The organism is Peribacillus aracenensis, assembly GCF_025175645.1.
Lineage (GTDB): Bacteria > Bacillota > Bacilli > Bacillales > DSM-1321 > Peribacillus > Peribacillus aracenensis.
Map to the genome: position 1 here is coordinate 191566 of NZ_JANZMJ010000001.1, position 25230 is coordinate 216795.

At 41.3% G+C, this 25230-nt stretch carries 22 protein-coding genes; 19 read left to right on the top strand and 3 right to left on the bottom strand.

The window, feature by feature from the left end; all coding sequences use genetic code 11:
* Nucleotides 1–41: 41 nt before the first annotated feature.
* On the bottom strand, nt 42–245 hold the full coding sequence (locus tag N0M92_RS00960; protein ID WP_061462203.1) for a cold-shock protein: 204 nt from the start codon (nt 243–245) through the stop codon (nt 42–44).
* 887 nt (nt 246–1132) lie between these two features.
* Between N0M92_RS00960 and N0M92_RS00965 the strand changes: the two genes are divergently transcribed.
* Both N0M92_RS00965 and nhaC read left to right on the top strand, forming a co-directional pair.
* A complete protein-coding gene (locus N0M92_RS00965) occupies nt 1133–2707 on the top strand; it encodes a peptide chain release factor 3 (protein ID WP_260284100.1) in 1575 nt (524 codons plus the stop codon).
* A gap of 490 nt (nt 2708–3197) precedes the next feature.
* Nucleotides 3198–4577 (top strand): Na+/H+ antiporter NhaC, encoded by a 1380-nt coding sequence (gene nhaC, locus N0M92_RS00970; RefSeq protein ID WP_260284101.1) that lies wholly within the window; start codon nt 3198–3200, stop codon nt 4575–4577.
* 106 nt (nt 4578–4683) lie between these two features.
* Here nhaC and N0M92_RS00975 read toward each other — a convergent pair whose 3' ends face one another.
* Nucleotides 4684–5877: an FtsW/RodA/SpoVE family cell cycle protein gene (locus N0M92_RS00975; protein WP_260284102.1), complete on the bottom strand. Its 1194-nt coding sequence runs from the start codon at nt 5875–5877 to the stop codon at nt 4684–4686.
* 808 nt (nt 5878–6685) lie between these two features.
* On the opposite strand from N0M92_RS00975, the gene N0M92_RS00980 reads away from it, so the two are divergent.
* The 4 genes from N0M92_RS00980 to N0M92_RS00995 all read left to right on the top strand — a co-directional run bounded on the left by N0M92_RS00980 (nt 6686) and on the right by N0M92_RS00995 (nt 11666).
* A complete protein-coding gene (locus N0M92_RS00980; RefSeq protein WP_260284103.1) occupies nt 6686–8245 on the top strand; it encodes an aldehyde dehydrogenase family protein in 1560 nt (519 codons plus the stop codon).
* A gap of 258 nt (nt 8246–8503) precedes the next feature.
* On the top strand, nt 8504–9286 hold the full coding sequence (locus N0M92_RS00985; RefSeq protein WP_260284104.1) for a TerC family protein: 783 nt from the start codon (nt 8504–8506) through the stop codon (nt 9284–9286).
* A gap of 353 nt (nt 9287–9639) precedes the next feature.
* A complete protein-coding gene (gene sigI / locus N0M92_RS00990; RefSeq protein WP_260284105.1) occupies nt 9640–10383 on the top strand; it encodes an RNA polymerase sigma factor SigI in 744 nt (247 codons plus the stop codon).
* Nucleotides 10380–11666 (top strand): anti-sigma factor domain-containing protein, encoded by a 1287-nt coding sequence (locus tag N0M92_RS00995; protein ID WP_260284106.1) that lies wholly within the window; start codon nt 10380–10382, stop codon nt 11664–11666. Before sigI ends, N0M92_RS00995 begins: the two co-directional genes overlap by 4 nt.
* Before the next feature lie 56 nt (nt 11667–11722).
* Here the strand turns inward: N0M92_RS00995 and N0M92_RS01000 are convergent, their stop codons facing one another.
* A complete protein-coding gene (locus N0M92_RS01000) occupies nt 11723–11914 on the bottom strand; it encodes an alpha/beta-type small acid-soluble spore protein (protein ID WP_034314196.1) in 192 nt (63 codons plus the stop codon).
* Nucleotides 11915–12157: 243 nt separating this feature from the next.
* On the opposite strand from N0M92_RS01000, the gene N0M92_RS01005 reads away from it, so the two are divergent.
* The 13 genes from N0M92_RS01005 (at nt 12158) to N0M92_RS01065 (ending at nt 25228) form a co-directional block, all read left to right on the top strand.
* On the top strand, nt 12158–13510 hold the full coding sequence (locus N0M92_RS01005; protein ID WP_260284107.1) for a TrkH family potassium uptake protein: 1353 nt from the start codon (nt 12158–12160) through the stop codon (nt 13508–13510).
* Between the two features lie 199 nt (nt 13511–13709).
* Nucleotides 13710–15032: an ATP-binding protein gene (locus tag N0M92_RS01010; RefSeq protein WP_260284108.1), complete on the top strand. Its 1323-nt coding sequence runs from the start codon at nt 13710–13712 to the stop codon at nt 15030–15032.
* 104 nt (nt 15033–15136) lie between these two features.
* Nucleotides 15137–16366 (top strand): acyl-CoA dehydrogenase family protein, encoded by a 1230-nt coding sequence (locus tag N0M92_RS01015; protein ID WP_260284109.1) that lies wholly within the window; start codon nt 15137–15139, stop codon nt 16364–16366.
* Entirely contained in the window at nt 16363–17136 is a 774-nt protein-coding gene (locus tag N0M92_RS01020; RefSeq protein WP_260284110.1) for an SDR family oxidoreductase, read from the top strand. Before N0M92_RS01015 ends, N0M92_RS01020 begins: the two co-directional genes overlap by 4 nt.
* Before the next feature lie 37 nt (nt 17137–17173).
* Nucleotides 17174–18784 carry a long-chain-fatty-acid--CoA ligase gene (locus N0M92_RS01025; RefSeq protein WP_311202502.1) on the top strand — a complete coding sequence of 537 codons (1611 nt, stop codon included), beginning with the start codon at nt 17174–17176 and terminating at the stop codon, nt 18782–18784.
* Between the two features lie 72 nt (nt 18785–18856).
* Entirely contained in the window at nt 18857–19420 is a 564-nt protein-coding gene (locus N0M92_RS01030) for a TetR/AcrR family transcriptional regulator (RefSeq protein ID WP_260284112.1), read from the top strand.
* A 43-nt stretch (nt 19421–19463) separates the two neighbouring features.
* Nucleotides 19464–20351: a 3-hydroxyacyl-CoA dehydrogenase family protein gene (locus N0M92_RS01035; RefSeq protein WP_260284113.1), complete on the top strand. Its 888-nt coding sequence runs from the start codon at nt 19464–19466 to the stop codon at nt 20349–20351.
* Nucleotides 20348–21127, top strand: a complete 780-nt coding sequence (locus tag N0M92_RS01040; protein ID WP_260284114.1) for an enoyl-CoA hydratase — start codon at nt 20348–20350, stop codon at nt 21125–21127. Before N0M92_RS01035 ends, N0M92_RS01040 begins: the two co-directional genes overlap by 4 nt.
* A 15-nt stretch (nt 21128–21142) precedes the next feature.
* On the top strand, nt 21143–21544 hold the full coding sequence (locus tag N0M92_RS01045) for an acyl-CoA thioesterase (protein WP_260284115.1): 402 nt from the start codon (nt 21143–21145) through the stop codon (nt 21542–21544).
* Nucleotides 21545–21574: 30 nt separating this feature from the next.
* The gene (locus tag N0M92_RS01050; protein WP_260284116.1) at nt 21575–22636 is read left to right on the top strand and encodes a phosphotransferase family protein; all 1062 of its coding nucleotides are present in this window, start codon (nt 21575–21577) and stop codon (nt 22634–22636) included.
* A gap of 4 nt (nt 22637–22640) precedes the next feature.
* Entirely contained in the window at nt 22641–23399 is a 759-nt protein-coding gene (locus tag N0M92_RS01055; protein WP_260284117.1) for a 2-phosphosulfolactate phosphatase, read from the top strand.
* Nucleotides 23400–23427: 28 nt separating this feature from the next.
* Nucleotides 23428–24204, top strand: coding sequence for an SDR family NAD(P)-dependent oxidoreductase (locus tag N0M92_RS01060; protein ID WP_260284118.1), 777 nt, complete (start codon nt 23428–23430; stop codon nt 24202–24204).
* A gap of 244 nt (nt 24205–24448) precedes the next feature.
* On the top strand, nt 24449–25228 hold the full coding sequence (locus N0M92_RS01065; RefSeq protein ID WP_260284119.1) for an enoyl-CoA hydratase/isomerase family protein: 780 nt from the start codon (nt 24449–24451) through the stop codon (nt 25226–25228).
* Nucleotides 25229–25230: the final 2 nt, after the last annotated feature.

Genomic DNA, 25230 nt, shown 5'->3' on the forward strand with positions numbered 1-25230 from the left:
CCTTTTGCATTGCCTATCAAATATGTTTGTGTATCTATGCTTTAGAGTTTTACGACGTTTTTAGCTTGAGGTCCACGGTTTCCTTCTTCGATCTCAAATTCAACCTCTTGACCTTCATCAAGGCTCTTGAAACCTTCTCCTTGAATGGCGGAAAAATGAACGAAAACATCATCTTCGTTTGGTACTTCGATGAATCCAAATCCTTTGTCACTATTGAACCATTTCACTTTACCTGTTACTGTCATTCGATGAATCCTCCTAAAAAGTTAAAAAATATTAATGGTGAAGATTTTACCTGGATGGAAAAATCAATTTCACACATTATCCAGCACCCTCATTCAAGTTAAAGTCATCATTCGAAGATGATTGATAATATGTGAAAGCCTAGAGGAAAAATTAATCCACTAACCTCTGGATCAATTTCCAGTTTTTTAGTATATACCCACCTTTATAAAGGATAAAACAAATGGAAGCAAATTATACATTCCCGTTTGGGGAAAATAATTTTAAGAAGGTTTAATAAGGGGAAGCATAACGGTATTGCCGTGCAGGAATTTCCTCGATAGAAATTTGACAGGGTTGCCATGTCCAAGAGCAGTAGCCTTGATGGTTGAAATAAGGAAAACTATTTGGCATTAAGTTTTTCACGAAAATAATCGGGTATAGTTTAGAAAGAAAGGACTGATGAAATGAAGAAATTATTAAAAAGGGCCCTTATTTTTGCTGCTCCCATCATATTCAAGGAAGTAAAGAAACGTTGGAAGAACAAGCGAAATCAAAAAGCGATTAAAACTGCAAGGTAAATGTTAAACGATGAATAAATGAACGATAACCATATGGATTAAGATAAGGGGCGCTGATTAAGCGTCTTTTGTTTTGCCATCTGAACAAATCCTCTTATGGTGTTTCATTCACCTCTACATCTTTCCTTCATATCGTGTTAAAATAGAAAGGTTGATTGACAAGAATGCAGAGTAGCCAAGGCTCATGCCTTATGATATATTTTTTCTTACATATATTGTGTAGGATCAGGATTTTTGCATGCAAAGAAAGGTTGCCATACCAATGTGAAAAATACAGTAAACCTCCTATAAATTTTTTTTGATGACTCCAATAATGAAAGGAACATTTTATGACTACATTAAAAGATGAGGTTCAATCCCGACGGACCTTCGCAATCATCTCTCACCCGGATGCCGGGAAAACGACTTTGACAGAAAAATTATTGCTGTTTGGCGGCGCGATCCGTGATGCCGGAACAGTTAAAGCTAGAAAAACAGGGAAGTATGCAACAAGTGACTGGATGGAGATTGAAAAACAACGGGGAATTTCCGTTACATCTTCAGTGATGCAATTCGAATATGATGATTTCCGTGTCAATATTCTCGATACACCAGGCCACCAAGATTTCAGTGAAGACACATATCGCACACTAATGGCTGTTGATAGCGCCGTGATGATTATCGATTCGGCAAAGGGTATCGAGGATCAGACAGTTAAGTTATTCAAAGTATGCCGGATGAGGGGCATCCCGATTTTCACTTTTATCAATAAAATGGACCGACAAGGTAAAACGCCGCTTGAATTGCTTGCCGAACTCGAAGAGGTATTAGGTATAGAAACATATCCAATGAACTGGCCGATTGGGATGGGAAAAGATTTCGTGGGCATTTACGACAGGTTCAATAATCGGATTGAACAGTTCAAAACCGAAGGGGAAGAGCGTTTCCTTCCGTTGAATGACGAAGGTGAACTTGAAGTGGATCATAAACTTAAGGATTCCCAGCTATATGAGCAAACATTGGAAGAAATCATGCTGTTGACGGAAGCAGGTAACCAATTCTCTGAAGAAAACATTGCGAATGGAAAATTAAGTCCCGTATTTTTCGGAAGTGCTTTAACGACATTCGGTGTCCAGACGTTTTTGGATGCTTATTTGAAATTTGCACCAGCTCCACAAGCACGGATGACGACGTCTGGCGAAATGGACCCTGTCAGTCATGATTTTTCTGGCTTCATTTTCAAGATCCAAGCGAATATGAATCCAAAACACCGTGACCGGATCGCTTTCCTTCGTATCTGCTCCGGTAAGTTCGAGCGCGGAATGAGCGTAAACTTGAGCAGGACAGGGAAACCGATTAACCTTTCTTCTTCTACCCAATTCATGGCTGATGATCGGAACACCGTAAATGAAGCGGTAAGCGGAGATATCATCGGTTTATATGATACCGGTAACTACCAGATTGGAGATACGATCACAACAAGCAAAGACATGTTCCAGTTTGAAAAGCTGCCTCAGTTTACACCGGAACTATTCATGAGGGTAACAGCTAAAAACGTCATGAAACAGAAACATTTCCATAAAGGAATTAACCAACTTGTACAGGAAGGGGCAATACAGCTCTTCAAAACGGTTCGGATGGAAGAATATCTGCTTGGTGCGGTTGGGCAGCTTCAATTCGAAGTATTCGAGCATCGAATGAGGAACGAGTACAATGTTGAAGTCGTGATGGAGCGCATGGGAAGTAAGATAACACGTTGGGCTGAAGATGAAAAGCTTGATGAAAACCTTCATAGCTCAAGAAGCATTCTTGTTAAAGACCGGTTTGACAAATATGCATTCTTATTTGAAAATGAGTTTGCACTTCGTTGGTTCCAAGATAAAAATCCTGACGTGGAATTATATAATCCAATGGATTTGAAATAATGGAGAAGCCCGTGTAATATACACGGGCTTTCTGTTTGTAGACAGAAGGGGTTCGGAGTGGTCTCATTCGGAAACCCTTTTGATTTTTTATTGTACTTGAAGCGGTTACACAGAATATTTGACCTCTTCGATATTTAGATCATATTTCCCTCTCGCGAAGTCCAGTTTGACCATCTTTTTCCGTAAAGAAAGGCTGCATGATCCTGATCGATCATGATGAGGAAAAACTGTTCATTAGTTAACGAAGAACGATGGGACAACCAAGGGCTTTCAATTAGCCTAGATAATGATTGAATCACATAAAAGTCTTTTTAGAGAAATATCATTGGAAAAAGTAATATCTACTAAATTATTCCTTTGACAAACTCCTTAAACTCCTTTATATTTAGCTTGTACTTTAGTGCTTAAAAGCGTTTCAGTAATTGTGAGGGGTGAAAAGGTCCGATCCTTACCTCAGAGAATATACAACATGAAAGCGGGGAAATACATTATGCGTCTTGAAGATGCAAAGCTGAAACTCTCCTTACCTGAAGCAATTGGGGTTTTGGCCGTTCTATTCTTTATTATTGCAACTGGTATCATACATTATGGACTTGCCCCCCATATTCCAATTATAGCGGCAATCCTATTTCTATTTGTCTATGGAATGATCAAGAAGCTGCCTTTTTCAATTATGGAGGCAGCTATCGTCAAAGGTGCAGTTTCTGGTATGGGAGCCATCTATATATTTTTTTTCATTGGAATGCTGATTTCCATCTGGATGGCAAGCGGGACGATCCCTACCATCATGTACTATGGGTTTAACTGGATTTCTGGTGAATATTTCTATGCGATCACATTTCTGGTGTGTTCGCTAATAGGGCTCTGTATAGGGAGTTCACTTACAACATCAGCCACAATCGGCGTTGCTTTAATAGGCATGGCGGCTGCGCTGGATTTATCGTTGGCGATCACAGCCGGTGCAATCATTTCCGGTGCATTTCTTGGGGATAAAATGTCTCCATTATCCGACTCGACCAACCTTGCATCGGGAACGGTTGGGGCATCATTATTTGAACATATTAATAATATGCTTTGGACAACGATTCCAGGATTTTTAATATCACTTATCAGTTTTTACTTCCTTTCACCGAATGTCAAAGTGGCTCGTGTTGAGGAAATCGAAGCCATGACCAAAGCCTTGGAAATGGAGACGAATATAAGCATATGGAGTTTGATTCCGTTTGTCATCGTTCTAGTCATGGCTTTGAAAAAGGTGTCGGCGATTCCGACATTGTCAGCAGGGATCATTTCGGCGGCCGTGGTTGCTTTCATTCAAACGCCAAGCTTGACCGTTGCAAAACTAGCGGATATCTTATACGGGGGTTTTGTACTGAAGAGTGGAATGGATCAACTCGACACAATCCTATCGCGGGGCGGCATTGAAAGTATGATGTTCTCCGTTTCGATGGTGTTGTTGGCATTGGCGATGGGCGGACTATTGTTCGAATTGGGAGTCATCCCTTCTATTTTAATAGCGGTCCAGGATTCATTGACGAGTGTAGCGAAAGTTATTTCCGCTACTGTATTTACAGGAATCAGCGTGAATTTCCTGGTGGGTGAACAGTATTTGTCAGTTATACTGCCTGGGAAGGCCTTTCAGCAGAAATATGAAGATTTAGGCTTGCAGCCCAAAACGCTTGCGAGGGTACTTGAAGATGCGGGAACAGTTGTGAATCCTCTGGTTCCTTGGGGTGTCTGCGGTGTATTCCTGACACAGGTATTGGGTGTTTCAACCCTTGAATATGCCCCATTTGCATTCTTCTGCTTACTTTGTCCTTTGCTCAGTCTGATTTCTGGCTTTACGAAAATCGGTATCCATTATAAATGAAAAAAAACAGGCGGTCGGTTTCGACTGCCTGTTTTTTTTATATGAACTTCAATAGGGAAAACCCCCTGACATGAACAGAAATGTCAGGGGGTATAGGATTTTACGTTTATTTTGAAGACGCAATCTCATCCTTTGGGATGGACACGACCTTTTCTTTCTGTTCAAGTAAGTTCATTCGCATGACGACATTTTGGAATATACCCATAGAAAGCATGAGAAGCAGTAAGGAGGATCCTCCATAACTGATGAATGGAAGGGTGATCCCTGTAATTGGGATAAGTCCAGTCACTCCGCCTACGTTAATGCCAACCTGAATGCCGATCATGGATGAGATGCCGATCAATAAAAGACTTCCAAAAGGATCTTTGCATTTTGCGGAAAGCACATATCCCCTTAGGACGATAAAACCTAGTGTCAATAGAACGAACCCGACTCCGAATATCCCGAGTTCTTCCGCAATGACGGCCATGATGAAATCAGTATGTGATTCAGGCAGGTATCCGTATTTTTGTACACTGTCACCAAGTCCCACTCCAGTAAGGCCACCGGATCCTATCGCGAATAATGAATTGACGAGTTGATACCCGCTTTCTCCTGCCGTTCCAAATGGATCGGCAAACCCCGTAAAACGAGACACCTTATTTTGAGAGAAGACGGATGAGAAATTACCTGTCACAAGTACTCCTAATGCGAATATCGCAACGAATATCGCAGTGATCAATGAAAGTTTGAATATGCTCTTAAAAGACATCCCGGATGAAATGATCATGGTACTTGAAATCAGGAAAATGACCGCTGCCGTTCCGTAGTCAGGTTGTATCCCGATTAAAAAACAGATGAATACCAGAAAGAAAATCGGGGGGATGACGGCTTTATCAATACTATTGATTCGATCCTGCCTTTTTCCGTAAATGGCTGCCAGATAAATGATCATCGCCAATTTGGAAAATTCTGCGGGTTGGATCGATTTTGTCCCTAACTTGAACCAGCTTGTGGCATTTCCAGCTGTATGGCCGAAGATAAATAGCATCAAAAGGATACCGGCCATTCCAAACATCATAGACATCAAGAACATTTTGTTTTTGTACATCTTATAAGGAAGAATCATCGTGACGATCATTGCCAGGAATGAAATGAGAAAGGCCGTTTTTTGTTTCTCAAAAAAGTAATCCATGGGCTGACCGTATCGAGCAACAGCAGTAATCATGCTCGAACTGTAAATCATGACTAAACCAAACAAACAGAGTAATACGACAGCGATGAAAATAGGGAAGTCGTATGCTTTAATTATTCTTTTCACTTGTGCGCTCACCTCAAATATGTATGCGCGAAAAAATCGCCTTCTTATATAGTAACGGAAAATCGGTTATATAGATAATAATTTATATTAGATAATATGAATTTATCCTCCGTTACCCAATATTAAACACTAAAACCGATAATCTAGTCTCCCGGATTTCCTTTTTGCTTAAGGTCGAATTTGGATTCCTATATATTACCTTCGATGGCAAACGTGAATACTCCTTTTAAAATCGAGAATTTTTTTACTATATATTCCATTTATGAAGTGCTATAAAGATTACTATTCAAGGTTATTGATGACTGGGCTGTAGTTCATGGGTTTCACCAAATGAGTTGTAAAACGTGATGTGATGTCGCGGATACTGTAAACGAATTTGTTAAAGGCATAACTCATCTTAAGAGGTATACTTATATTATCCCCGATTATATTGCAGGGAAACAAACAGGAATTTTATGGAGAGAGGGTTACGGTTGCTAGCTTGGTTCCAATCGATTATATTATACAGGCTGCTGCGTCTCTGGCATTATATAAGAGGGTTCAGGAAAAACCTCGTATGTTTAGTGAAGTTTATGAGCTGTTTAAGAAAAGTAGTCAGGCGCTCTTATCAAACCATCCTGGGAAATCAAGGAGTGGAATTGAAGCGCTATTTTACTTTCACTTAGAAAGGGAGTTTTGACAGACAGCACTTCAGCTGAGAAGTTTTGCTGCATTTCATGGAAGGTGTTATTCCTGGGTAGATCTTTATTCAAAGGATAAAAATGATATGGAATACCAATAAAAATAAAGTAAAGCAAGGGGAGTAGTTATGGAAGAAATACATGACAAGTTGGAAGTGTTTTCTCCGGCAACAGGTGAGAAGATTTCGGAAATCGTCCCAACGCCATTGAAGTCGATTCCTCATATATATAAGAAATCAAGACATGCGTTCCAATCATGGTCGAACCTTCCCATCAAGGAACGGCTGCACTATTTAAAACGGCTTCGTTTATTGATGGTTGAAAAAATGGATGAAATAGCTGAAGTCGTTTCAAAAGATACGGGAAAAGTGAAAATTGAAGCGCTGGTTGCTGACATCATGCCAACGATTGATGCAATCAAGCATATCGAGAAACATGCAGTGAAGACCCTTTCTGGGCAGAAGGTCACCACTCCACTCATGTTAATTGGTAAAAAATCTTATATTCATTATATGCCCCGTGGAACGATTCTCGTCATTTCACCATGGAATTATCCGCTGCAGCTTTCCATGGTACCCATTCTTAATGCTTTAGCAGCGGGAAATACAGTCATCGCCAAGCCATCAGAGGTAACGCCTTTAGTTGGAGTGTGCATCGAAAATCTGTTTCTTGAAGCTGGTTTCCCAGAAGGGACTATACAGTTTGCCCATGGAGGGAAAGAATTGGGTTCCGCATTAACTGAGCAAAAACCAGATTATATATTTTTCACTGGATCTGTAAGGACTGGAAAAATGATTGGTGAGGTCGCAGCAAGGCACCTGATCCCTACGACTCTGGAGCTTGGCGGTAAGGATCCGATGATCGTTCTGCGTGATGCTAACTTGGAGCGGGCTGTGAACGGGGCTCTATGGGGAGCTTTCACAAATAGTGGGCAGGTGTGCATGAGTGTTGAAAGGGTTTATGTGGAACGTCCTGTTTATAAGGAGTTCCTCATGCTTCTTAAAGAAAAAACGAAGTCCATGAGGCAGGGAGTGCAATTGAACGATGATATCGGTTCAATGACTTTCCCGGCACAAGTTGATATTGTGGCTGGGCACCTGGAGGATGCACTGAATAAGGGGGCCGTTCTTGAAACCGGTATACCTCCGAAAGAGTGGGAAATGGGACAGACCCATTTCATTCCGCCGACAATTCTGTCCAATGTCGATCATTCCATGAAAATCATGAAAGAAGAAACGTTCGGTCCTGTGTTGCCTGTTATACCTTTCGATACGGAGGAAGAAGCGATCTCCCTGGCAAATGAAAGTGAATATGGACTCAATTCCAGCGTTTGGACGATGGATAGGGAAAAAGCAAGCAGGATTGCGACACGGTTAGTAACCGGGGCGGTGACGATCAATGATGTGCTGATAACGGTTGCTAATCATCATTTACCATTTGGCGGTGCCAAACAAAGTGGGGTTGGCCGCTATCATGGCGAGCATGGATTGAAGATTTTCTGCCATGAAAAAGCGATCATGATCGATAAAGGTAAAAACAATACAGAAATACAATGGTATCCATATGAAGGGAAATACACGAGTTTTTTATCGCTGTTTCAGAACTACTTTTCTGCCAAACCTAACTGGATTCGTTTCGGCAAAGAATATTTGCGATTGATTAAATTATCAAAAGGGAATCGAAAATGAGATCCATTTATAAAAAAGATTGTTATTTTCATAACTCGCGCGTATACTATTAATATACTTAATAACTGATTTTCCTTTCAAAGGGGAGTAGCGTTAGGGTTCGCCCTAAAACAAAGTCGTCATTACGTGGATGTTGAACATTCATCGGCTTTGTTGACATGTTTTCATGTTCAGCAAGACCTTTGCCTATATGGCAGAGGTCTTTTTATTTTGCCAATGCCAATAGGAAGGAAATACTAACTATTGGAGGTTGAATGGATGGAAGCATCAATATTATTGGAATATGGCTGGGTCCTTCTTATCTTGGTTGGATTGGAAGGGATACTTGCTGCGGATAATGCAGTCGTCATGGCTGTCATGGTTAAGCATTTGCCAAAAGAACAACAGCGAAAAGCCTTGTTTTATGGACTGATGGGAGCTTTTGTTTTCCGCTTTGCAAGTTTATTCCTTATTTCCTTTCTTGTCGATGTGTGGCAGGTTCAAGCAATCGGTGCGATTTATTTACTTTTCATTGCTTTTCAGAACATTTATAAAAAATACACTGGTAAAGGTGAGAAGGAAATCACGAAACCCAAAAAGCAATCGGGCTTCTGGATGACCGTGGTAAAGGTTGAAGCGGCAGATATAGCTTTCGCAATCGATTCCATGTTGGCTGCCGTCGCACTGGCTGTTACACTACCTGCAACAGGCTGGATGAAAGTCGGCGGTATTGACGGAGGGCAATTCGCTGTCATGTTTCTCGGAGGTTTGATCGGATTGGTCATCATGCGATTTGCAGCAACTGCATTCGTGAAGTTGCTTCATCAGCGACCTTCACTTGAAATGGCAGCATTTTTGATTGTGGGTTGGGTTGGAGTGAAATTGGCGGTACACACACTCGCACACCCTTCACTGGCTGTCATCGATCATCATTTCCCTGAATCAACTCTTTGGAAATCGATTTTCTGGACTGTATTGATTGGAATTGCAGCAGGTGCATGGATCATCTCGAGTAAAAAAGAAAAAAAAGAAAAAGAAGAGAAAAAAATACAGGGAGCTTAAAAAAACAGGCGTGTTAATCACGCCTATTTTTTTGTTTTTTAATGTATTTATGGAGATGACCCTCAAAAGCGCAGGTATGTTTACGTATGATATGTTAAAAGATGTGAATATTAAATTCCGATTATAAAAATGACAATTGTCCCATTGTATTGGACGGAAATCTGAAAAAAGTTATTTTACTGTAATTGCACTGTAATAAACGAGAAAAAACTAAGTATTTTATCATGTTGATATATTGTGTGATTTTATTTAAATCGCAAAAATAGTTCTTTTGGTACTGTCATTTAGACTCCCTCCGCTTAAGATAAGTATGTTGATGCGTATTTTATGTTCAACAGGAGCGAGGTGAGCAAATGCTTGGATTGTTGTTTACAGCATTCAAAAAAAAGCGTTCTTTAGAAGAAACCGTATTGAAAATTCAACAAGGCGATATTAGCCTTCGAAATGATACTATAGAGTCATTCAAACCTTTTATTGCGAAAACCGTCTCGTCGGTTTGCAAACGGTACATATACGAATCGGATGATGAATTCAGTATTGGTATGATTGCTTTTAACGAGGCAATCGATAAATATTCCCCGGAAAAAGGCCGTTCTTTATTGGCATTTGCCGAAACCCTCGTTAAACGAAGGGTTATAGATTATTTAAGAAGCCAATCCAAACAAAAAGAAGTACTATTGGATTTATCACTGAATGATGATAATGATCGAAGCCATATTTATATCGATAATGAAAATTCCATCAATGAGTACGAGAAGCAGAAGGAATCGGAAAGAAGAAAAGAAGAAATTCAGCTTTATATTAGCCATCTACAGGATTTTGGTCTGTCATTTGAGGATTTAGTTGAAAACTCTCCCAAACATGCAGATGCAAGGAAGGGAGCTATCATGATCGCTAAATTATTAATGGAAGATGCCGAACTGAAAGAAACCCTGTTTGCAAAAAAGCGGCTGCCCGTAAAACAGCTTGAGGGAAAAGTGGAAGTAAGCAGAAAAACGATTGAACGGAACAGAAAATACATCATTGCTGTGGCAATCATAATAAACGGAGATTTTTTGTATTTGAATGATTATATAAAAGGGGCTATCGATGGATGAAAAAAGGAGTTATTCTTTCAGTTAATAAGCGATATGTAACCCTATTGACCCCCGAGGGTGAATTTCTGAAAACCAAAAGGCAGGAACGGGTTTATGAAGTGGGCGAGGAAATCACTTTTTCACCTGCTAACCAAAAGTTCACTTTAGCTTTTTCAAATTTTCATTCATCTTTCAAAAAAACGGCCGTGCTAAGCATTGCATCTACCTTCTTGATACTCTTTTCGATTCTTCCTTCTTATTTTTCCGATCACGTGTCGGCATATATGACGATAGACGTGAATCCAAGCATTGAATTGGAGCTTGACGATGATTTAGAAGTTCTCAAACTTACCGGTTTAAATGAAGACGGCAAGCTTGTGATTGATCATCTGAAGGACTGGAAAGGCAAGAATATAAAGACTGTTACAAATCGAATCGTTGAAACGACGAAGCAACTTGGATATATGAAAGGAAATAAACAAATAGTCGTTTCCACAACGTTATTGGAAAAAAATAAAGTACTGGATAAGCATTTAAAAGAAGAGATAAAAGAAATATCTGAGCAGGATAATGTTTCTGATACAAGAATGAAAGTGATCCAGGCAACAAAAAGCGATCGGAAGCAAGCAAGGGAACAAGGCATATCTACGGGTAGATATCTCGAAAAGAAGTTGAATGAAGAAAAAGGGAAGGTAAAAGTCAATAAGAGGGAGTCTGCTCCAGCACCAGATAAAAAAGTAGAGGGAAAAGTTGTTATTCCGAAAGAGAAGGGCGAAACGCTGAGTACGGAAAACAAATCGGATGGGGAAAAGAAAAAAGAGAATGATGCAACTGAAATAAAGCAAAAGCCAGCCAATGAAGCCAAACCGACTGAAAGGAAAGGACCGGGAACGCAATTTACCAAAATTAAGGAACAAAACGAACAGGTAGATACAATTGGAAAACGGAATGCCATAAATGGATACAAGGAAAAAAGCAACCAGTCAAAAGGAAAATCTGATAGCGATTACAGCAACCAATCAAAGAACAAGCAGAAAAATGATAAGGGTAATAAAAAGTTCGATGTGAAAAAAGTTCCATCAGCCAAAGAAAAGAATAATAACGATCAAAGAAAGCCCGACAGGCATGATAATCAGGGCAAGAAGAATAATCAGGGCAAGCAGAATAATCAGGGCAAGCAGGATAAACATGGTAAGCAATATAACCACCATGATAAGCAGCAAGATAAACAAGATAAGAATGATTGGGATAAGTCGAAATGGGGTAAAGGCAATAATGGAAACGGAAATGGACATAATGAATAAAAAGAGTCCAGCATGCAGCTGGACTCTTAGCCATGGATATTTAATTTTAATAAGAATTATTGACCTTTAAGTTGAGATTGTGCTTGTTGTACAAGACGTTTCGTGATTTCTCCGCCAACTGAACCATTGGCACGTGCTGAAGTATCGGAACCTAATTGTACACCGAATTCAGATGCAATTTCATATTTGATTTGTTCTAATGCTTGTTCGATTCCAGGAACAAGAAGGTTGTTACTGCTGTTAGCCATTTGAATCTCCCCTTTACTTTTTCAACGGCTTTTGCCGCTGTAATGATAGTATAAGTAGAATGTGGAGTTTTACTTATATGAGCCTCATCAAACTTATTGGTAAACCTACCTATTTGTTGTAAGTAAGTCAGTTTTAAAAGAGAATGGAAAAAAGAATGAAAAAAGGATGAAAAAAGGGTAAACTAGATTTTTAATGGTTATGTGATTCGCATAACTATAAAGGAGTAAGAAAGGAAACTCTTCATGTTTGCTATCAAAAAAATATTATCAAAGTTAACACCCGCTCAGCTTATCGTCGGTTATTACTTTTTGGCCGTAAGTATCTCGACCATACTGTTGAGCCTGCCTGTTGCTCTTAAGCCAGGCGTGGAATTTAAATTCATGGATGCATTATTCACAGCCGTAAGTGCAGTTAGTGTGACAGGTCTAACAGTTGTAAGTTTACCTGAAGTGTATAATGAGGTAGGCTATTTCATTCTAATGTTTGTTCTCCAATTTGGCGGTATTGGCATTATGACACTTGGAACGTTTTTCTGGTTGATTTTAGGTAAGAAAATCGGTTTGAAGGAAAGACAATTGATCATGACAGATCAAAACCAATCGAATCTTTCGGGGCTTGTTAAATTATTGATTCAAATCATTCAGATATTTGTCGTAATTGAAATGATTGGCGCTCTAGTTTTAGGCATTTACTTTCTGAATTATTTTCCAAGCTGGCAAGATGCCTTTTTAAATGGCTTGTTTTTAGCCATAAGTGCCACCACGAATGCAGGTTTTGATATCACCGGTATTTCAATGATTCCATTTAAAAACGATTATTTTGTACAGTTCATCACGATCATCCTGCTTACCCTTGGAGCTATCGGGTTTCCTGTCTTGATTGAGTTGAAAGAGTTTTTATCCAATAAAGCCCGTACTTATAAGTTTCATTTTTCTTTGTTCACGAAGCTGACATCAGTCACTTTCTTTTCCCTTATCATTGGGGGAACGATCCTGATTCACTTGCTGGAAATGAACGGGTTTTTTAAAGGTAAGAGCTGGCATGAATCTTTTTTTTATTCTCTATTTATGTCATCGAATACGAGAAGTGGTGGCCTTGCAACGATGAATGTGGGCGATTTCTCGGAACCGACCCTTTTATTGCTGAGCATTTTGATGTTCATTGGAGCATCACCAAGTTCAGTCGGTGGAGGGATACGGACAACGACTCTGGCCATCATGATTCTATTTTTATGGAATTTCATGAGGGGAAGGCGTTCCGTTAAAGTGTTCAAGCGGGAGATTCATCCCGATGATATTCGAAAAGCGACAGCAGTTATGATCATGGGATCGCTCCTATGCATAATCGCGGTCTTCATTTTATCGATTACTGAGAATTTTACTTTGATGCAAATCATTTTTGAAGTATGTTCGGCCTTCGGTTCAGTCGGTCTTTCGATGGGAATTACACCTGAACTCAGCAATATCGGTAAAATTGTCATTATGATCATTATGTTCATTGGCCGTGTCGGGATAACGTCCCTCCTGTATATCATAGGCCATAAAGAAGTTACGGAAAATTTCCATTACCCTAAAGAACGTGTCATTATTGGGTAAATGAATAAAGTAGAACGGTGACCTTTCCATCGAGGAAAGGTTTTTTGTTTTGTTTGCAGGAATCATGGACAAAATGTTGAAATTTACCTATAAGTGAGAGTTTTCAACCATTTAAACATACAAAAATATGCTAATTTGCCCCCTTACTTTGAGTTCATTCGGATGAAGTATAAATCATTTTGGTGAGGAGGTGGAAGAAGTGAAGAAATATACTGGAAGGTTTTTTGTCCCTGCCCTTTTCTTCATATTGATATTACCCTATATAGGGTGGCTTGGGCATGAAGAACGAGGGTTTTCCGCCTTTTCAGGAATATATGTAATCGTAATTTTAACCATTGCCTGGTGTTTGGGTGCCATCTTCGATCATAACCGGAAAACGATTGCTTTGTTGCAGGATAGCGAAGGGCATTATCGCATTATCTCCAATTACTCTAAAGAATTGATCAATAGCTTCAATGAAGTCGTTTTCCTAACGGATGAGAAAGGGAAATGGTTGTATTTAAACCCGGCATGGAAATCGATGAGTGGTGCAACCGTGAATGAATCCCTGGGGCTTCACTTTTCCAAACATATGGATAACGCTTCTTATCAAGACCTATTAAAGACCTTTGAGGACTCCTTTCATCGAGGGGACAAATATTTTCGTGCGGACATTAAGCTGAATGCGAAAAAGGGAACAAGTTGGGTTGAAGCATTCGTTAAACTAATTTACGATGACGATGGGAAATTCATCGGGACGGCGGGCATATTATCGGAGATCAATGAACGTAAACATGCGGAGGAAAAGCTTGTGAGCCTAAACGAACACCTGGCAATCACATCAAGCAAATTATCAACGGCAGCCCAACTTGCGGCAGGGATTGCACATGAGGTCAGGAATCCGATGACAGCGATAATGGGATTCGTGAAGTTGATTAAAGATGGCGGTTCCGAAAAGCAGGAATACTATGATATTATTTTTTCGGAAATAAATCGAATCGAGCAAGTGCTGAACGAACTCTTGATGCTATCGAAACCTGCTGAGGCGGTTTTTCTTGAGAAGGATTTAAAGGAAAGCTGCAACCATGTCGTAACGCTGTTGCAGACAAATGCCGTACTGAACAATATTCAAATTCATAAAAATTATGATTCAGAACCTATTTTTATGTACTTTGATGAAAACCAAATCAAGCAAGTATTAATAAACATGATAAAAAATTCCATAGAATCGATGCCGAATGGCGGCAATATTTTTGTAGGCATTAATGAAAAAAATGGGGAAGTTCTTTTGAGCATTTTGGATGAAGGGGAGGGGATCCCGGAAAACGCCCTTCAAAAAGTAGTAGAACCATTTTTCACTACAAAAACATCAGGAACGGGATTGGGTCTTTCGGTTTGTTTTAGAATCATCGAAAAGCACGGCGGAAAAGTTTTCATCACAAGTGAACTTAAAAAAGGTACGAAAATCGTTTGTATCTTTCCAACCGTCCAACAAAGGGAAAATAGTGAGAACGAAAAGGTCTCGATGCATGGCCGCGAATGACAAGAAAATAATGATTTAATCGTTGAAAAAATCTGAATATTGTGTATATACTTTAAGAGTAATAACATACTAACCGGTTAGTTAGTTTAAAGGAGGAATTCAATTTGAACTTTGAACATACTCAAAAGGTGAAAGATCTGGAAAAGAAGTTAACGGAATTCATGGAAAAGCACGTCTATCCAAATGAATCAATATACAAGAAGCAGCTCGCAACACAGGAGAGCCGCTGGAGTGAAATACCCCCGATATTATCTGAATTGACGGCAAAAGCAAAAGAAGCAGGATTATGGAATTTATTTTTACCTGATAGCGGTTATGGCGCGGGTTTAACAAATCTAGAATATGCCCCTCTTTGTGAAATCATGGGTAGGTCGACGATAGGCCCTGAAATCTTCAACTGTAATGCACCGGACACTGGTAATATGGAAGTGTTGGTGAGATACGGTTCAGATGAACATAAAGAACGCTGGCTGAAGCCCTTGCTTGCTGGGGAAATCCGCTCATGCTTCTCGATGACAGAACCGGAAGTGGCGTCCTCCGATGCAACCAATATCGAATGCAGGATAGAAAAGACGGGTAATGAGTATGTCATTAACGGCCGAAAATGGTGGTCATCAGGAGCAGGCGATCCCCGATGCAAGATCGCCATCGTCATGGGTAAGACGGATCCTGAGGCGCCCAAGCATGAACAACAGTCAATGATTCTTGTGCCGCTGGATACACCGGGTGTCAAAATCGAGAGAATGCTCCCTGTGTTCGGTTATGATCATGCCCCGCATGGCCATGCAGAAATCACTTTTGAAAATGTGAGGGTCCCGGCAACGAATATTCTATGGGGTGAAGGCAAAGGATTTGCAATTGCCCAAGGAAGGCTCGGACCTGGAAGGATACATCATTGCATGAGGCTGATCGGCGCTGCTGAAAGAGCCCTTGAAGAATTGTGTAAGCGCATTCAAAATCGTGTCGCTTTTGGTAAAACATTGGCGAGACAAGGTGTGATCATGGAGTGGGTTGCTGATTCACGCATTGAAATCGAACAGGCGAGACTTCTGACCTTAAAAGCTGCTTATATGATGGATACAGTCGGGAACAAAGAAGCGAAGGCGGAGATTGCCATGATAAAAGTGGTGGCACCAAATATGGCCTTGAATGTGCTTGACAGGGCCATCCAAGGCTTTGGAGCTGCTGGGATTTCCGATGATTTCCCTTTTGCTGCACATTGGGCAAATGCACGGACTTTAAGGCTTGCTGATGGTCCCGATGAAGTTCACCGCTCACAAGTTGCCAAGATAGAACTTCGAAAATACCAACAAAAGCATGAGGTGAAAATATGAAAGTAACCGACTTATTCGATTTAACTGGAAAGACGGCGATCATAACCGGTGGAGGAAGAGGATTGGGAGCACAAATAGCGACCGGCTTTGCCGAAGCCGGGGCAAATGTCGTTCTTTGTTCGCGGAAGAAGGAGGCATGCGATGAAGTTGCTTCACAAATCGAAAAGCTTGGAGTCAAGACGCTTTCCCTGAAGTGTGATATCACCAATCCGTCAGATGTACAGGAAGTTGTTAACGAAACGTACCGTGAATTTGGCGCCATTGACATTTTAGTAAACAATAGCGGGGCATCCTGGGGGGCACCAGCCGTCGACATGCCCCTTGAAGCATGGCAGAAGGTGATGAATGTCAATGTAACCGGAACCTTTATCATGAGCCAGACAACAGGCAGGGTCATGATTGAACAGGGACATGGGAAAATCATAAATATCGCTTCCGTTGCCGGATTAGGGGGAACCGACCCGAGGGTGCTCGATACGGTCGGATATAATACGAGTAAAGGGGCGGTCATTACTTTAACGAAGGATTTAGCTGTTAAATGGGGTCAGCATAATATCAATGTTAATGCAATCGCACCCGGTTTCTTTCCTACAAAAATGACGAAAGGTGTTCTTGAGCAAGGAAAGAATCCGATCTTGGATTCCACGCCGCTAAAAAGATTAGGGAGTGATGATGATTTGAAAGGGGCAGCGGTTTTCCTGGCCTCAAAGGCATCCGATTTTGTGACTGGAAATATCTTGATTGTCGATGGGGGTTCACATGCAAAGTAATGAAAGATAAGTAAATATGGCTGGAGGGTATGAAATGATGAATGAAAAAAAATGGCTTTCCGTTTATCCTGATTCAATTTCAAAGGAAATAAAAGTCCCTGAGTTTCCGATGCAAAGGATCCTTCAAAATGCATGTCAGTCCTATCCAAACAATACAGCTATTACTTTTTATGACAGAAAGATAACCTATCAGGAGCTTTTTCATGCATCGCAAGCCTTTGCTTCGGCCCTTCAAAAAAAAGGTGTTCAAAAAGGCGATCGTGTCGCCATCATGCTGCCTAACTGTCCGCAATACGTTATAGCCTACTATGGATCGTTAGCAACAGGAGCAATAATCACCCAAATCAACCCAATGCTGGTTGAAAGGGAGCTGCAGCATATTTTACAGGACTCCGGTGCAGAAACGATCGTTGTATTGGATGGATTATACCCGAAGGTGAAAAGTGTGCAGCAACACGCCAATTTGAAAAATATCATCGCCGTAAGCCTTCAGTCTTCGGATGCAGATTTCCAGCCTGATGCTTCTTTTGACCAATTCATGAAGACAGGGGACGGGAATATCAGTCACGTATCAATCGATCCGGAAAATGATATAGCCGTTCTTCAGTATACAGGAGGAACGACCGGCCGTTCAAAAGGGGCGATGCTGACTCACAGAAATATTCTGGCCAATGTCATTCAATCGTATGAATTCTTCAAGCATGAATTAAAAATGGGCTCTGAAAGAACGCTGTCGGTCATCCCGCTTTTTCATGTTTTTGGAATGACGTCCGCAATGAATTTATCCGTGTATATCGCGGGTGATTCCATCATGCTGCCACGATTTGAAATAGAAGAAGTGCTGGAAACGATTAAGCGTGAACAGCCGACCACTTTTCCTGGTGTACCAACCATGTATGTAGCGTTGACGAATCATCCAAAGGCAGAAGAATATGGAATGGGCTCAATTCGGGTCTGCAACAGCGGAAGTGCACCGATGCCTGTGGAACTGCTGCGTGAGTTCGAACGAAAATCGGGTGCGAAGATATTGGAAGGATACGGTCTTACGGAAGCTTCGCCAACAACTCATTGTAACCCGGCATTTGCAAAAAGGAAGCCTGGGAGCGTCGGAATTGGTTTCCCATCGACTGAATATAAAGTGATGGACCTGGGGGACGGGACAAAAGAAATGGCCCCTGGCGAATTGGGGGAATTGGTCGTCAAAGGACCTCAAGTGATGAAAGGTTACTGGAATATGCCGGAGGAAACGGCGGTGACCCTTCGGGATGGTTGGCTTTATACGGGTGATATTGCCAAAGTTGATGAAGACGGGTATCTCTATATTGTCGACAGGAAAAAAGATTTGATCATCGCAAGTGGTTATAATATTTATCCGCGAGATGTGGAGGAAGTTCTTTATGAACATCCTGCTGTTCAGGAAGCGGTTGTCATCGGAGTTCCAGATTCTTACCGAGGGGAGTCGGTAAAAGCTGTGCTTGTACTTAAACATAATAAAACGGCAAATGAACGGGAAATCATCGATTACTGCCGAGCAAGCCTATCGGCTTATAAAGTTCCGAATTTCGTTGAATTTCGTTATGAGTTACCGAAAACAAATGTCGGAAAGATTTTAAGACGGGCTTTAAGAGAAGAACTTTCCAGGAAATAAGAGGGCTTTGATAGTACGAACGCGTATGATATCAATTCAGCTGAAATTTTAACAGATTGCGAGGATGCAAACATGAAAGAAAAAATGACAGAACATAGCATACGCTTATTTGAAAAGAAGGGCTTTAGTGAAACGTCGATTTCCGATATCGTCGAATCGGTCGGGGTTACGAAGGGAACGTTTTATTATTACTTTACGAGCAAAGAGCAGTTGCTTATGGATATTCATCTAGCTTATATAGACGAGTTGCTTAGTGAGCAGGAAATAATCATGTTGGAGCCTGGTAAAAGCTGTAAGGATCAGCTTTTCGATATGGTATTGATGTTATTAAAAAGCATCAAAACCAAAAAATCCAGCGCAACGGTCTTTTTCCGTGAAATGAAAAATCTAAGTGACGAAAAACTTGCACAAATCCTTCCTAAGCGGGATGAGTTCCGTAATAAAATCGAGCAAGTGCTGAATAGCGGCATCGAGAGCGGAGAACTACGTTCCAATCTCGATGCATCCATCATCTCTTTTGCTATTTTGGGTGTGGCCAATTGGAGCTATCATTGGTTCGACCCAGAAGGTGAAAAAACCGAACAGGAAGTTGCAGCCATTTTTATGGGGATGATACTGCAGGGAATTGAAGCGTGACCGGGTAACATACTAACCAGTTAGCAGAAGGGAGATAGAAAGCATGACCAACAAGCAAATTCAATCAATAACCGTAATTGGGGCTGGGCAGATGGGGCATCAAATTGCGATGCTTGCTGCACTTGGAGGTTACGAAACGATTCTTCAGGATGTTCAGGGAGACGCGTTGAATACAGCCCAAGAAAAGTTGGATGTTATTTTGACTAAATGGGTTCAAAAAGGAAAATTGTCCGAAGATCGTAAGTTGGCTGCTTTTAACCGTCTTCAATATACCACCGATCTTGAGAAAGCGGCCAGTGGAGCTGATTTGATCATTGAAGCGGTTGTTGAAAAACTTGATGTGAAACGGGAAGTCTTTGCTAGACTTGAAGAATCGGCCCCAGCAGAAACCATTTTTGCTACGAATAGTTCAACGATTGTCAATAGCCTGATTGCGAATGTGACGAATCGTCCGGATAAGTTCATTAATATGCATTTCTTTTTCCCGCCTCTAATAATGGATTGTGTTGAAGTTGTCATGAGTGATCAAACATCGGAGGAAACCGCGAGGCTTGCGATGGAAGTCACAGAAAAAATGAATAGGACAGGAGTTTTGTTGAGGAAAGAGATATCGGGTTTCGTAGCCAACCGAATTTTGGGAGCTTTGCAGCGTGAGGCCTTATATTTGTATGAAGAAGGGATTGTGGACTATAAGGATATCGATTTAATTTGCAGAAAAGCTTTAGGCCACCCCATTGGCCCTTTTGAACTGATGGATCTATCAGGTATTGATGTAGGATATTTTGTCATGCAGCAGCGATACAATGAAACTGGAAATCCAGAAGACAAGCCAAATGCTTGTATTGAAGAAAAGGTGAATAAAGGACATTTAGGAAGGAAAACAGGAAAAGGCTGGTATGATTATCCAAACCAAGGAGTGAAGAATGGATGACAAAATTAATTAGAGTGGTTAAGGAAAATAGGCTTGCGGTCATCACCATCGATAATCCTCCATTAAACGTAATCAGTAAACAAGTATTCAGAGAATTGGGAGAAACATTCGATGAACTTTCAAAAGATACTGAAACTGTTGCGGTACTCATAACCGGTGCAGGCAATATCGCATTTGCGGCTGGTGCCGATATAAAAGAATTCCCCAACATGATGGGGAACCCGAACATGAAAGAAATGGTAAAGGAAAGTCATGCCGTCCTAACCAAAATCGACCAGTTACCTAAACCTACGATAGCTGTATTAAATGGCCTGACTTTGGGAGGCGGATGCGAACTGGCTCTGGCCTGTGATTTGCGAGTGGCAGAAACACAGGTTCAAATTGGTCTGCCTGAAGTGAAATTGGGCTTATTTCCTGGAGCTGGCGGTACACAGCGTTTGTCCAGACTTGTAGGAAACGCAAAAGCAAAAGAGATTATATTTACCGGTGATCCGCTTGGTGCCATAGAAGCGGAAAAGATCGGGCTTGTCAATAAAGTCGTTGAGCAAGGCTGCGGCTTATCGGAAGCGAAAGTCTTGGCCTCACGATTGACAAGGCACTCACTTCAGGCACTTTCGAGAATCAAGAAAGCGATTGATGAAGGAAGTGAGGCAACGCTTGAACAAGGTCTAGAGATTGAAACGAATCTTTTTGAAGAAATCTTCCAAACTGAAGATGTTAAAGAAGGGGTTTCCGCTTTCTTGGATAAACGTAAACCAGCTTTCGTACATCGTTAATCAAGGAGGGGTCTTATGCATGAATTTGAAGTCAACGTCCGTTTTTCCGAAACGGATGCTTTGGGCCACATCAATAACACAAGCTATTTCATATACCTCGAAGAAGCACGAATGAAATTTTTTGAAGCTTTAGGCCTAGCGGCGAATGTTGAATCTTGGAATTTTTTGTTAGCCTCCACTAAATGCGACTTTATTGCTCAGGGATATTTCAATCAACTATTGACCATCCGTACATCTTTGACAAAAGTAGGGACGAAAAGTTGTGAAATGGCCCATGATATCCTCTGTTCACAAACTGGGGAAGTGATCACTAGGGGAAGTGCAGTCTTAGTCTGTTTTGATTTTTTGAATCAAAAAAGTGAACCTATTCCTGAATTTATTAAAGAAAAGCTCATTTCACATCTTGTTCATAAATAGAATGTCAAAAGTCTAAAGGAGTGGAAGAACGTGGCAGACGATACGATTTCTGTTCGGCCCGGCGAGGAACTGAATATTGGTGCATTAGAAGGTTTCCTAAGAAAAAATGTATTGGACCTTCCAAATGAACCGTTAGAATTGCAACAATTTTCCACGGGCTATTCCAATTTGACCTATCAACTGAAAATTGGTGAGTGGGAGGCTGTCCTCAGAAGGCCACCTCTTGGTCCTGTTGCTCCAAAGGCACATGATATGAAGCGTGAACATCATATCCTATCCTCAATCAACCCATATTTTCAGGCAGCTCCCGAGCCTATTCTGTTCTCGGATGATGAATCGATTGCGGGGGCCCCTTTTTTCCTAATGGAAAGGAAACATGGAATTGTAATAGATACTGAATTTCCCAAGGGAATCGAGCCTACTGTTGAAAAGTGCAGACAGCTTTCATATGTGATGGTCAACCGGCTTGCTGATCTTCACTCGATTCCCTATGAGAAAACAGGATTGGTGGAAATTTCCAAACCTGAAGGGTTCATTGAAAGACAAGTGCGCGGATGGATTTCCCGCTATGAGAGAGCAAAGACAGATGAAATCAAGGAAATTCGTCCGCTTATCGATTATTTTCAAGAGAATATCCCAAAATATAGCCAGACTTCAATTATCCATTATGACTATAAGATCAATAATGCCATGTTTAACAAGGACCTTACAGAGATGGTTGGTTTATTTGATTGGGAAATGTCCACCGTTGGTGATCCGCTAGCCGATTTAGGAGTGGCTTTAAGCTACTGGACGGAAAGCGGTGACCCGGAACTTATCAAATTCGGTGTGGGTCAAGCGTCAATCACGACTTTAACGGGTTTCCTGACACGCAGGGAATTTATCGAGACGTATGCAGCAAGAAGCGGCAGGGATGTTTCCAACGTCGATTTTTATTTAACCTTTGGTTACTTTAAGTTAGCTGTCATCCTTCAGCAAATCTATTATCGATATAAAAAAGGCCAGACTAATGATCCCCGTTTTTCCAATCTCGGAAAAACGGTAAAAAGCTTACTCACTCATGCTGCAAATGTAGCTGCGAAGGAAGTTTAAATAAATGGAATATATACAAAACATTCATTTGCTACTAAAAAAAGAAGAAATAGATAGGGAAAAACTCCAAGAGGGGGATAAAGTTGCGGTCATCCTGGATGTGTTATTAGCGACCACAACGATTATTTCAGCACTTCATGATGGGGCACGCCAGGTGATACCTGTCATGGATCCAGTGGATGCCTTGGTGAAAAGCCAGGAATTGGACCATGGGGATTCCATAGTGGCAGGGGAACTAAAAGCAAAACCGGTTGATGATTTAATGTATCCAAGTCCGACGCTATTGAGTAAGTTGGTACCTGGAAAAACTTTAATATTGTCAACGACTAATGGAACGGTAGCACTGAGGAATTCAGCCGCTGCAAAAAAGGTCTATATCGCATCTTTGTTAAATAATCCGTCTGTTGCTGAAAAAATAAAAAAACATCATAAAACAGAAACGATCATCATCGTATGTTCAGGAAACTCAGGTGAATTCAGTCTGGAAGACTTTTACGGTGCAGGTCATTTGATAGATTGCCTGATTGCTGGATCACAAGGTACGTTCATACTCAACGATGCAGCAAAGGCAGCAAAAACGCTTTATCGAACGAATGTCGAAAATGCCTTTGATATCCTGAAATCATCATATGTCGGACAGTTGTTCGACAAACACAGCTTGATCGCAGATTTGGAATTGGCGGCGCAAAAAGGGTCGGTGGGTCTTGTCCCAGAGTTGGTGGATGGAAAGATCGAAGCCGAATTGAAAAGGCAGGAAACGTAGTTCAAAACCTGGATAAGGAGTGAAGGGGATGAGGTTTTCACAGTCTATGGCGGTGGTGACAGGTGCAGGTTCCGGTATTGGGAAGGATACAGCGATGCGCCTGTCGGACGAAGGGGCAAAAGTGTTGTTGGTAGGGAGGACGAAAGGGAAGCTGGAGGAAGCAGCTGCAGAAATCAATGCAAGGCACAAGATTCCCATGGCTGACATTTTCGCTGCAGATGTTACCGTCGAAAAAGATGTAAAGAATTTGGCCATGTATGTGAAGGAACAATATCGTGACCTTCACATTTTAATCAATAATGCAGGTGGATCAAAGTCCTCGAAGCTTTTGGATACATCTGCAGCTGATTGGGATATGATTCAACATGTCAATTTGAAAAGTGTCTTTCTAGTTTCCAAGTACTTGGGAAAAGTGATGGAAGAAGGAGCGGGCAGTGGAAATAAAGCCATCAATCGGGCAATCGTGAATGTGGCTTCACTGTCAGGGCATCAGGCAGGGGCATTCATCCCGCATTACAGCTCTGCTAAAGCAGGAGTCATCAGTTTAACGAAATCATTGGCATTGGAACTCGCTGCAGTTGGCATTCGGGTCAATTCCGTATCACCGGGATTCATTGAAACGCCTTTAACGGAGGATGGATTGCAAAATGAAAAATTCGTAAAGTCGATTCAACGGAATACGGCACTGGAAAGAGTGGGGAAAGCAGAGGAAATAAGTAATGTCATTACCTTTGCTGCTTCGCCGGAGGCTTCCTATATGACTGGGACGGATTTATTGGTTGATGGCGGCTGGTTGATCAAATAAAAAGGCTGTTTTCGCATACTTTGTTGCTATTTACAAAGTAAAGCGCTGTGGTTGATTTCCCCTCCAGATGCTCGCTTTCCGCGGGGCGGTCGGTGAGCCTCCTCGGCGTAAACGCCTGTGGCGTCTCACCTGTCCCGCTGCTCCCGCAGGAGTCTCGCACTTGCGCTCCAATCAACCTTAAATCGTTTAGTTTTTAAAAACAACAATCTTAACGAAAAAAGCCAATAAAAAAGGGGATGGGTAAATGTTAAAAGAACACTTATTGACAGAGGTAACCGATAATGTAATGATCCTGACTTTGAATCGTCCTGAAAGCTTGAATGCATTTAGCCCGGATATGATTGCAAGCTTAACGAAAGCGATAAAGGATGTAAAAAAAACACCACATATAAGGGCAGTCATCATCAAAGGGGCGGGAAGATCATTCACTGCGGGAGGTGACGTTAAGTCAATGGGCAAGGCTTCTGCAAGTCAATTGTATGATCATGTTGGCAGAATGAATGAATGCATATTGGCACTGGATGCTTCTGAGGTTCCCATAATCGCTGCCGTCCATGGATTTGCGGCAGGGGCCGGATTTAATTTGGCACTCGCCTGTGATTTGATCGTGGCTTCCGATGATAGTCAATTTGCCATGAGTTTTTCACAGGTAGGCCTGATCTCTGATGGAGGTGGTTCGTATTTTTTACCTAAATTAGTAGGGCCACACCTTGCAAAGCAGCTCTTCTTTACTGCCGAGCCAATTTCTGCGGAACGCTTATACCAGTTAGGTGTCATTAATTATATATATCCACTTAATCAACTTGAAGAGGAAACATTGAAACTTGCGGAAAAGCTGGCAAATGGACCGACAAAAGCCTATGGGATGATGAAAAAGCTCGTTAGCCATTCATTTACGGCTACACTTGATGAAATGCTCGAACAGGAAAGAATCACGCAAACCTTGATGGCCTCCACAGAAGACCATCTTGAGGGAGTTGCAGCATTCAAAGAAAAAAGAAAACCGGAATTTACAGGGAATTAATA

Bases quoted from the DNA above. Each gene is read 5' to 3' on its own strand.
- N0M92_RS00960 (WP_061462203.1), bottom strand. From the start codon at position 245: ATGACAGTAACAGGTAAAGTGAAATGGTTCAATAGTGACAAAGGATTT.
- N0M92_RS00965 (WP_260284100.1), top strand. From the start codon at position 1,133: ATGACTACATTAAAAGATGAGGTTCAATCCCGACGGACCTTCGCAATC.
- nhaC (WP_260284101.1), top strand. From the start codon at position 3,198: ATGCGTCTTGAAGATGCAAAGCTGAAACTCTCCTTACCTGAAGCAATT.
- N0M92_RS00980 (WP_260284103.1), top strand. From the start codon at position 6,686: ATGGAAGAAATACATGACAAGTTGGAAGTGTTTTCTCCGGCAACAGGT.
- N0M92_RS00985 (WP_260284104.1), top strand. From the start codon at position 8,504: ATGGAAGCATCAATATTATTGGAATATGGCTGGGTCCTTCTTATCTTG.
- sigI (WP_260284105.1), top strand. From the start codon at position 9,640: ATGCTTGGATTGTTGTTTACAGCATTCAAAAAAAAGCGTTCTTTAGAA.
- N0M92_RS00995 (WP_260284106.1), top strand. From the start codon at position 10,380: ATGAAAAAAGGAGTTATTCTTTCAGTTAATAAGCGATATGTAACCCTA.
- N0M92_RS01000 (WP_034314196.1), bottom strand. From the start codon at position 11,914: ATGGCTAACAGCAGTAACAACCTTCTTGTTCCTGGAATCGAACAAGCA.
- N0M92_RS01005 (WP_260284107.1), top strand. From the start codon at position 12,158: ATGTTTGCTATCAAAAAAATATTATCAAAGTTAACACCCGCTCAGCTT.
- N0M92_RS01020 (WP_260284110.1), top strand. From the start codon at position 16,363: ATGAAAGTAACCGACTTATTCGATTTAACTGGAAAGACGGCGATCATA.
- N0M92_RS01025 (WP_311202502.1), top strand. From the start codon at position 17,174: ATGAATGAAAAAAAATGGCTTTCCGTTTATCCTGATTCAATTTCAAAG.
- N0M92_RS01030 (WP_260284112.1), top strand. From the start codon at position 18,857: ATGAAAGAAAAAATGACAGAACATAGCATACGCTTATTTGAAAAGAAG.
- N0M92_RS01035 (WP_260284113.1), top strand. From the start codon at position 19,464: ATGACCAACAAGCAAATTCAATCAATAACCGTAATTGGGGCTGGGCAG.
- N0M92_RS01040 (WP_260284114.1), top strand. From the start codon at position 20,348: ATGACAAAATTAATTAGAGTGGTTAAGGAAAATAGGCTTGCGGTCATC.
- N0M92_RS01045 (WP_260284115.1), top strand. From the start codon at position 21,143: ATGCATGAATTTGAAGTCAACGTCCGTTTTTCCGAAACGGATGCTTTG.
- N0M92_RS01055 (WP_260284117.1), top strand. From the start codon at position 22,641: ATGGAATATATACAAAACATTCATTTGCTACTAAAAAAAGAAGAAATA.
- N0M92_RS01060 (WP_260284118.1), top strand. From the start codon at position 23,428: ATGAGGTTTTCACAGTCTATGGCGGTGGTGACAGGTGCAGGTTCCGGT.
- N0M92_RS01065 (WP_260284119.1), top strand. From the start codon at position 24,449: ATGTTAAAAGAACACTTATTGACAGAGGTAACCGATAATGTAATGATC.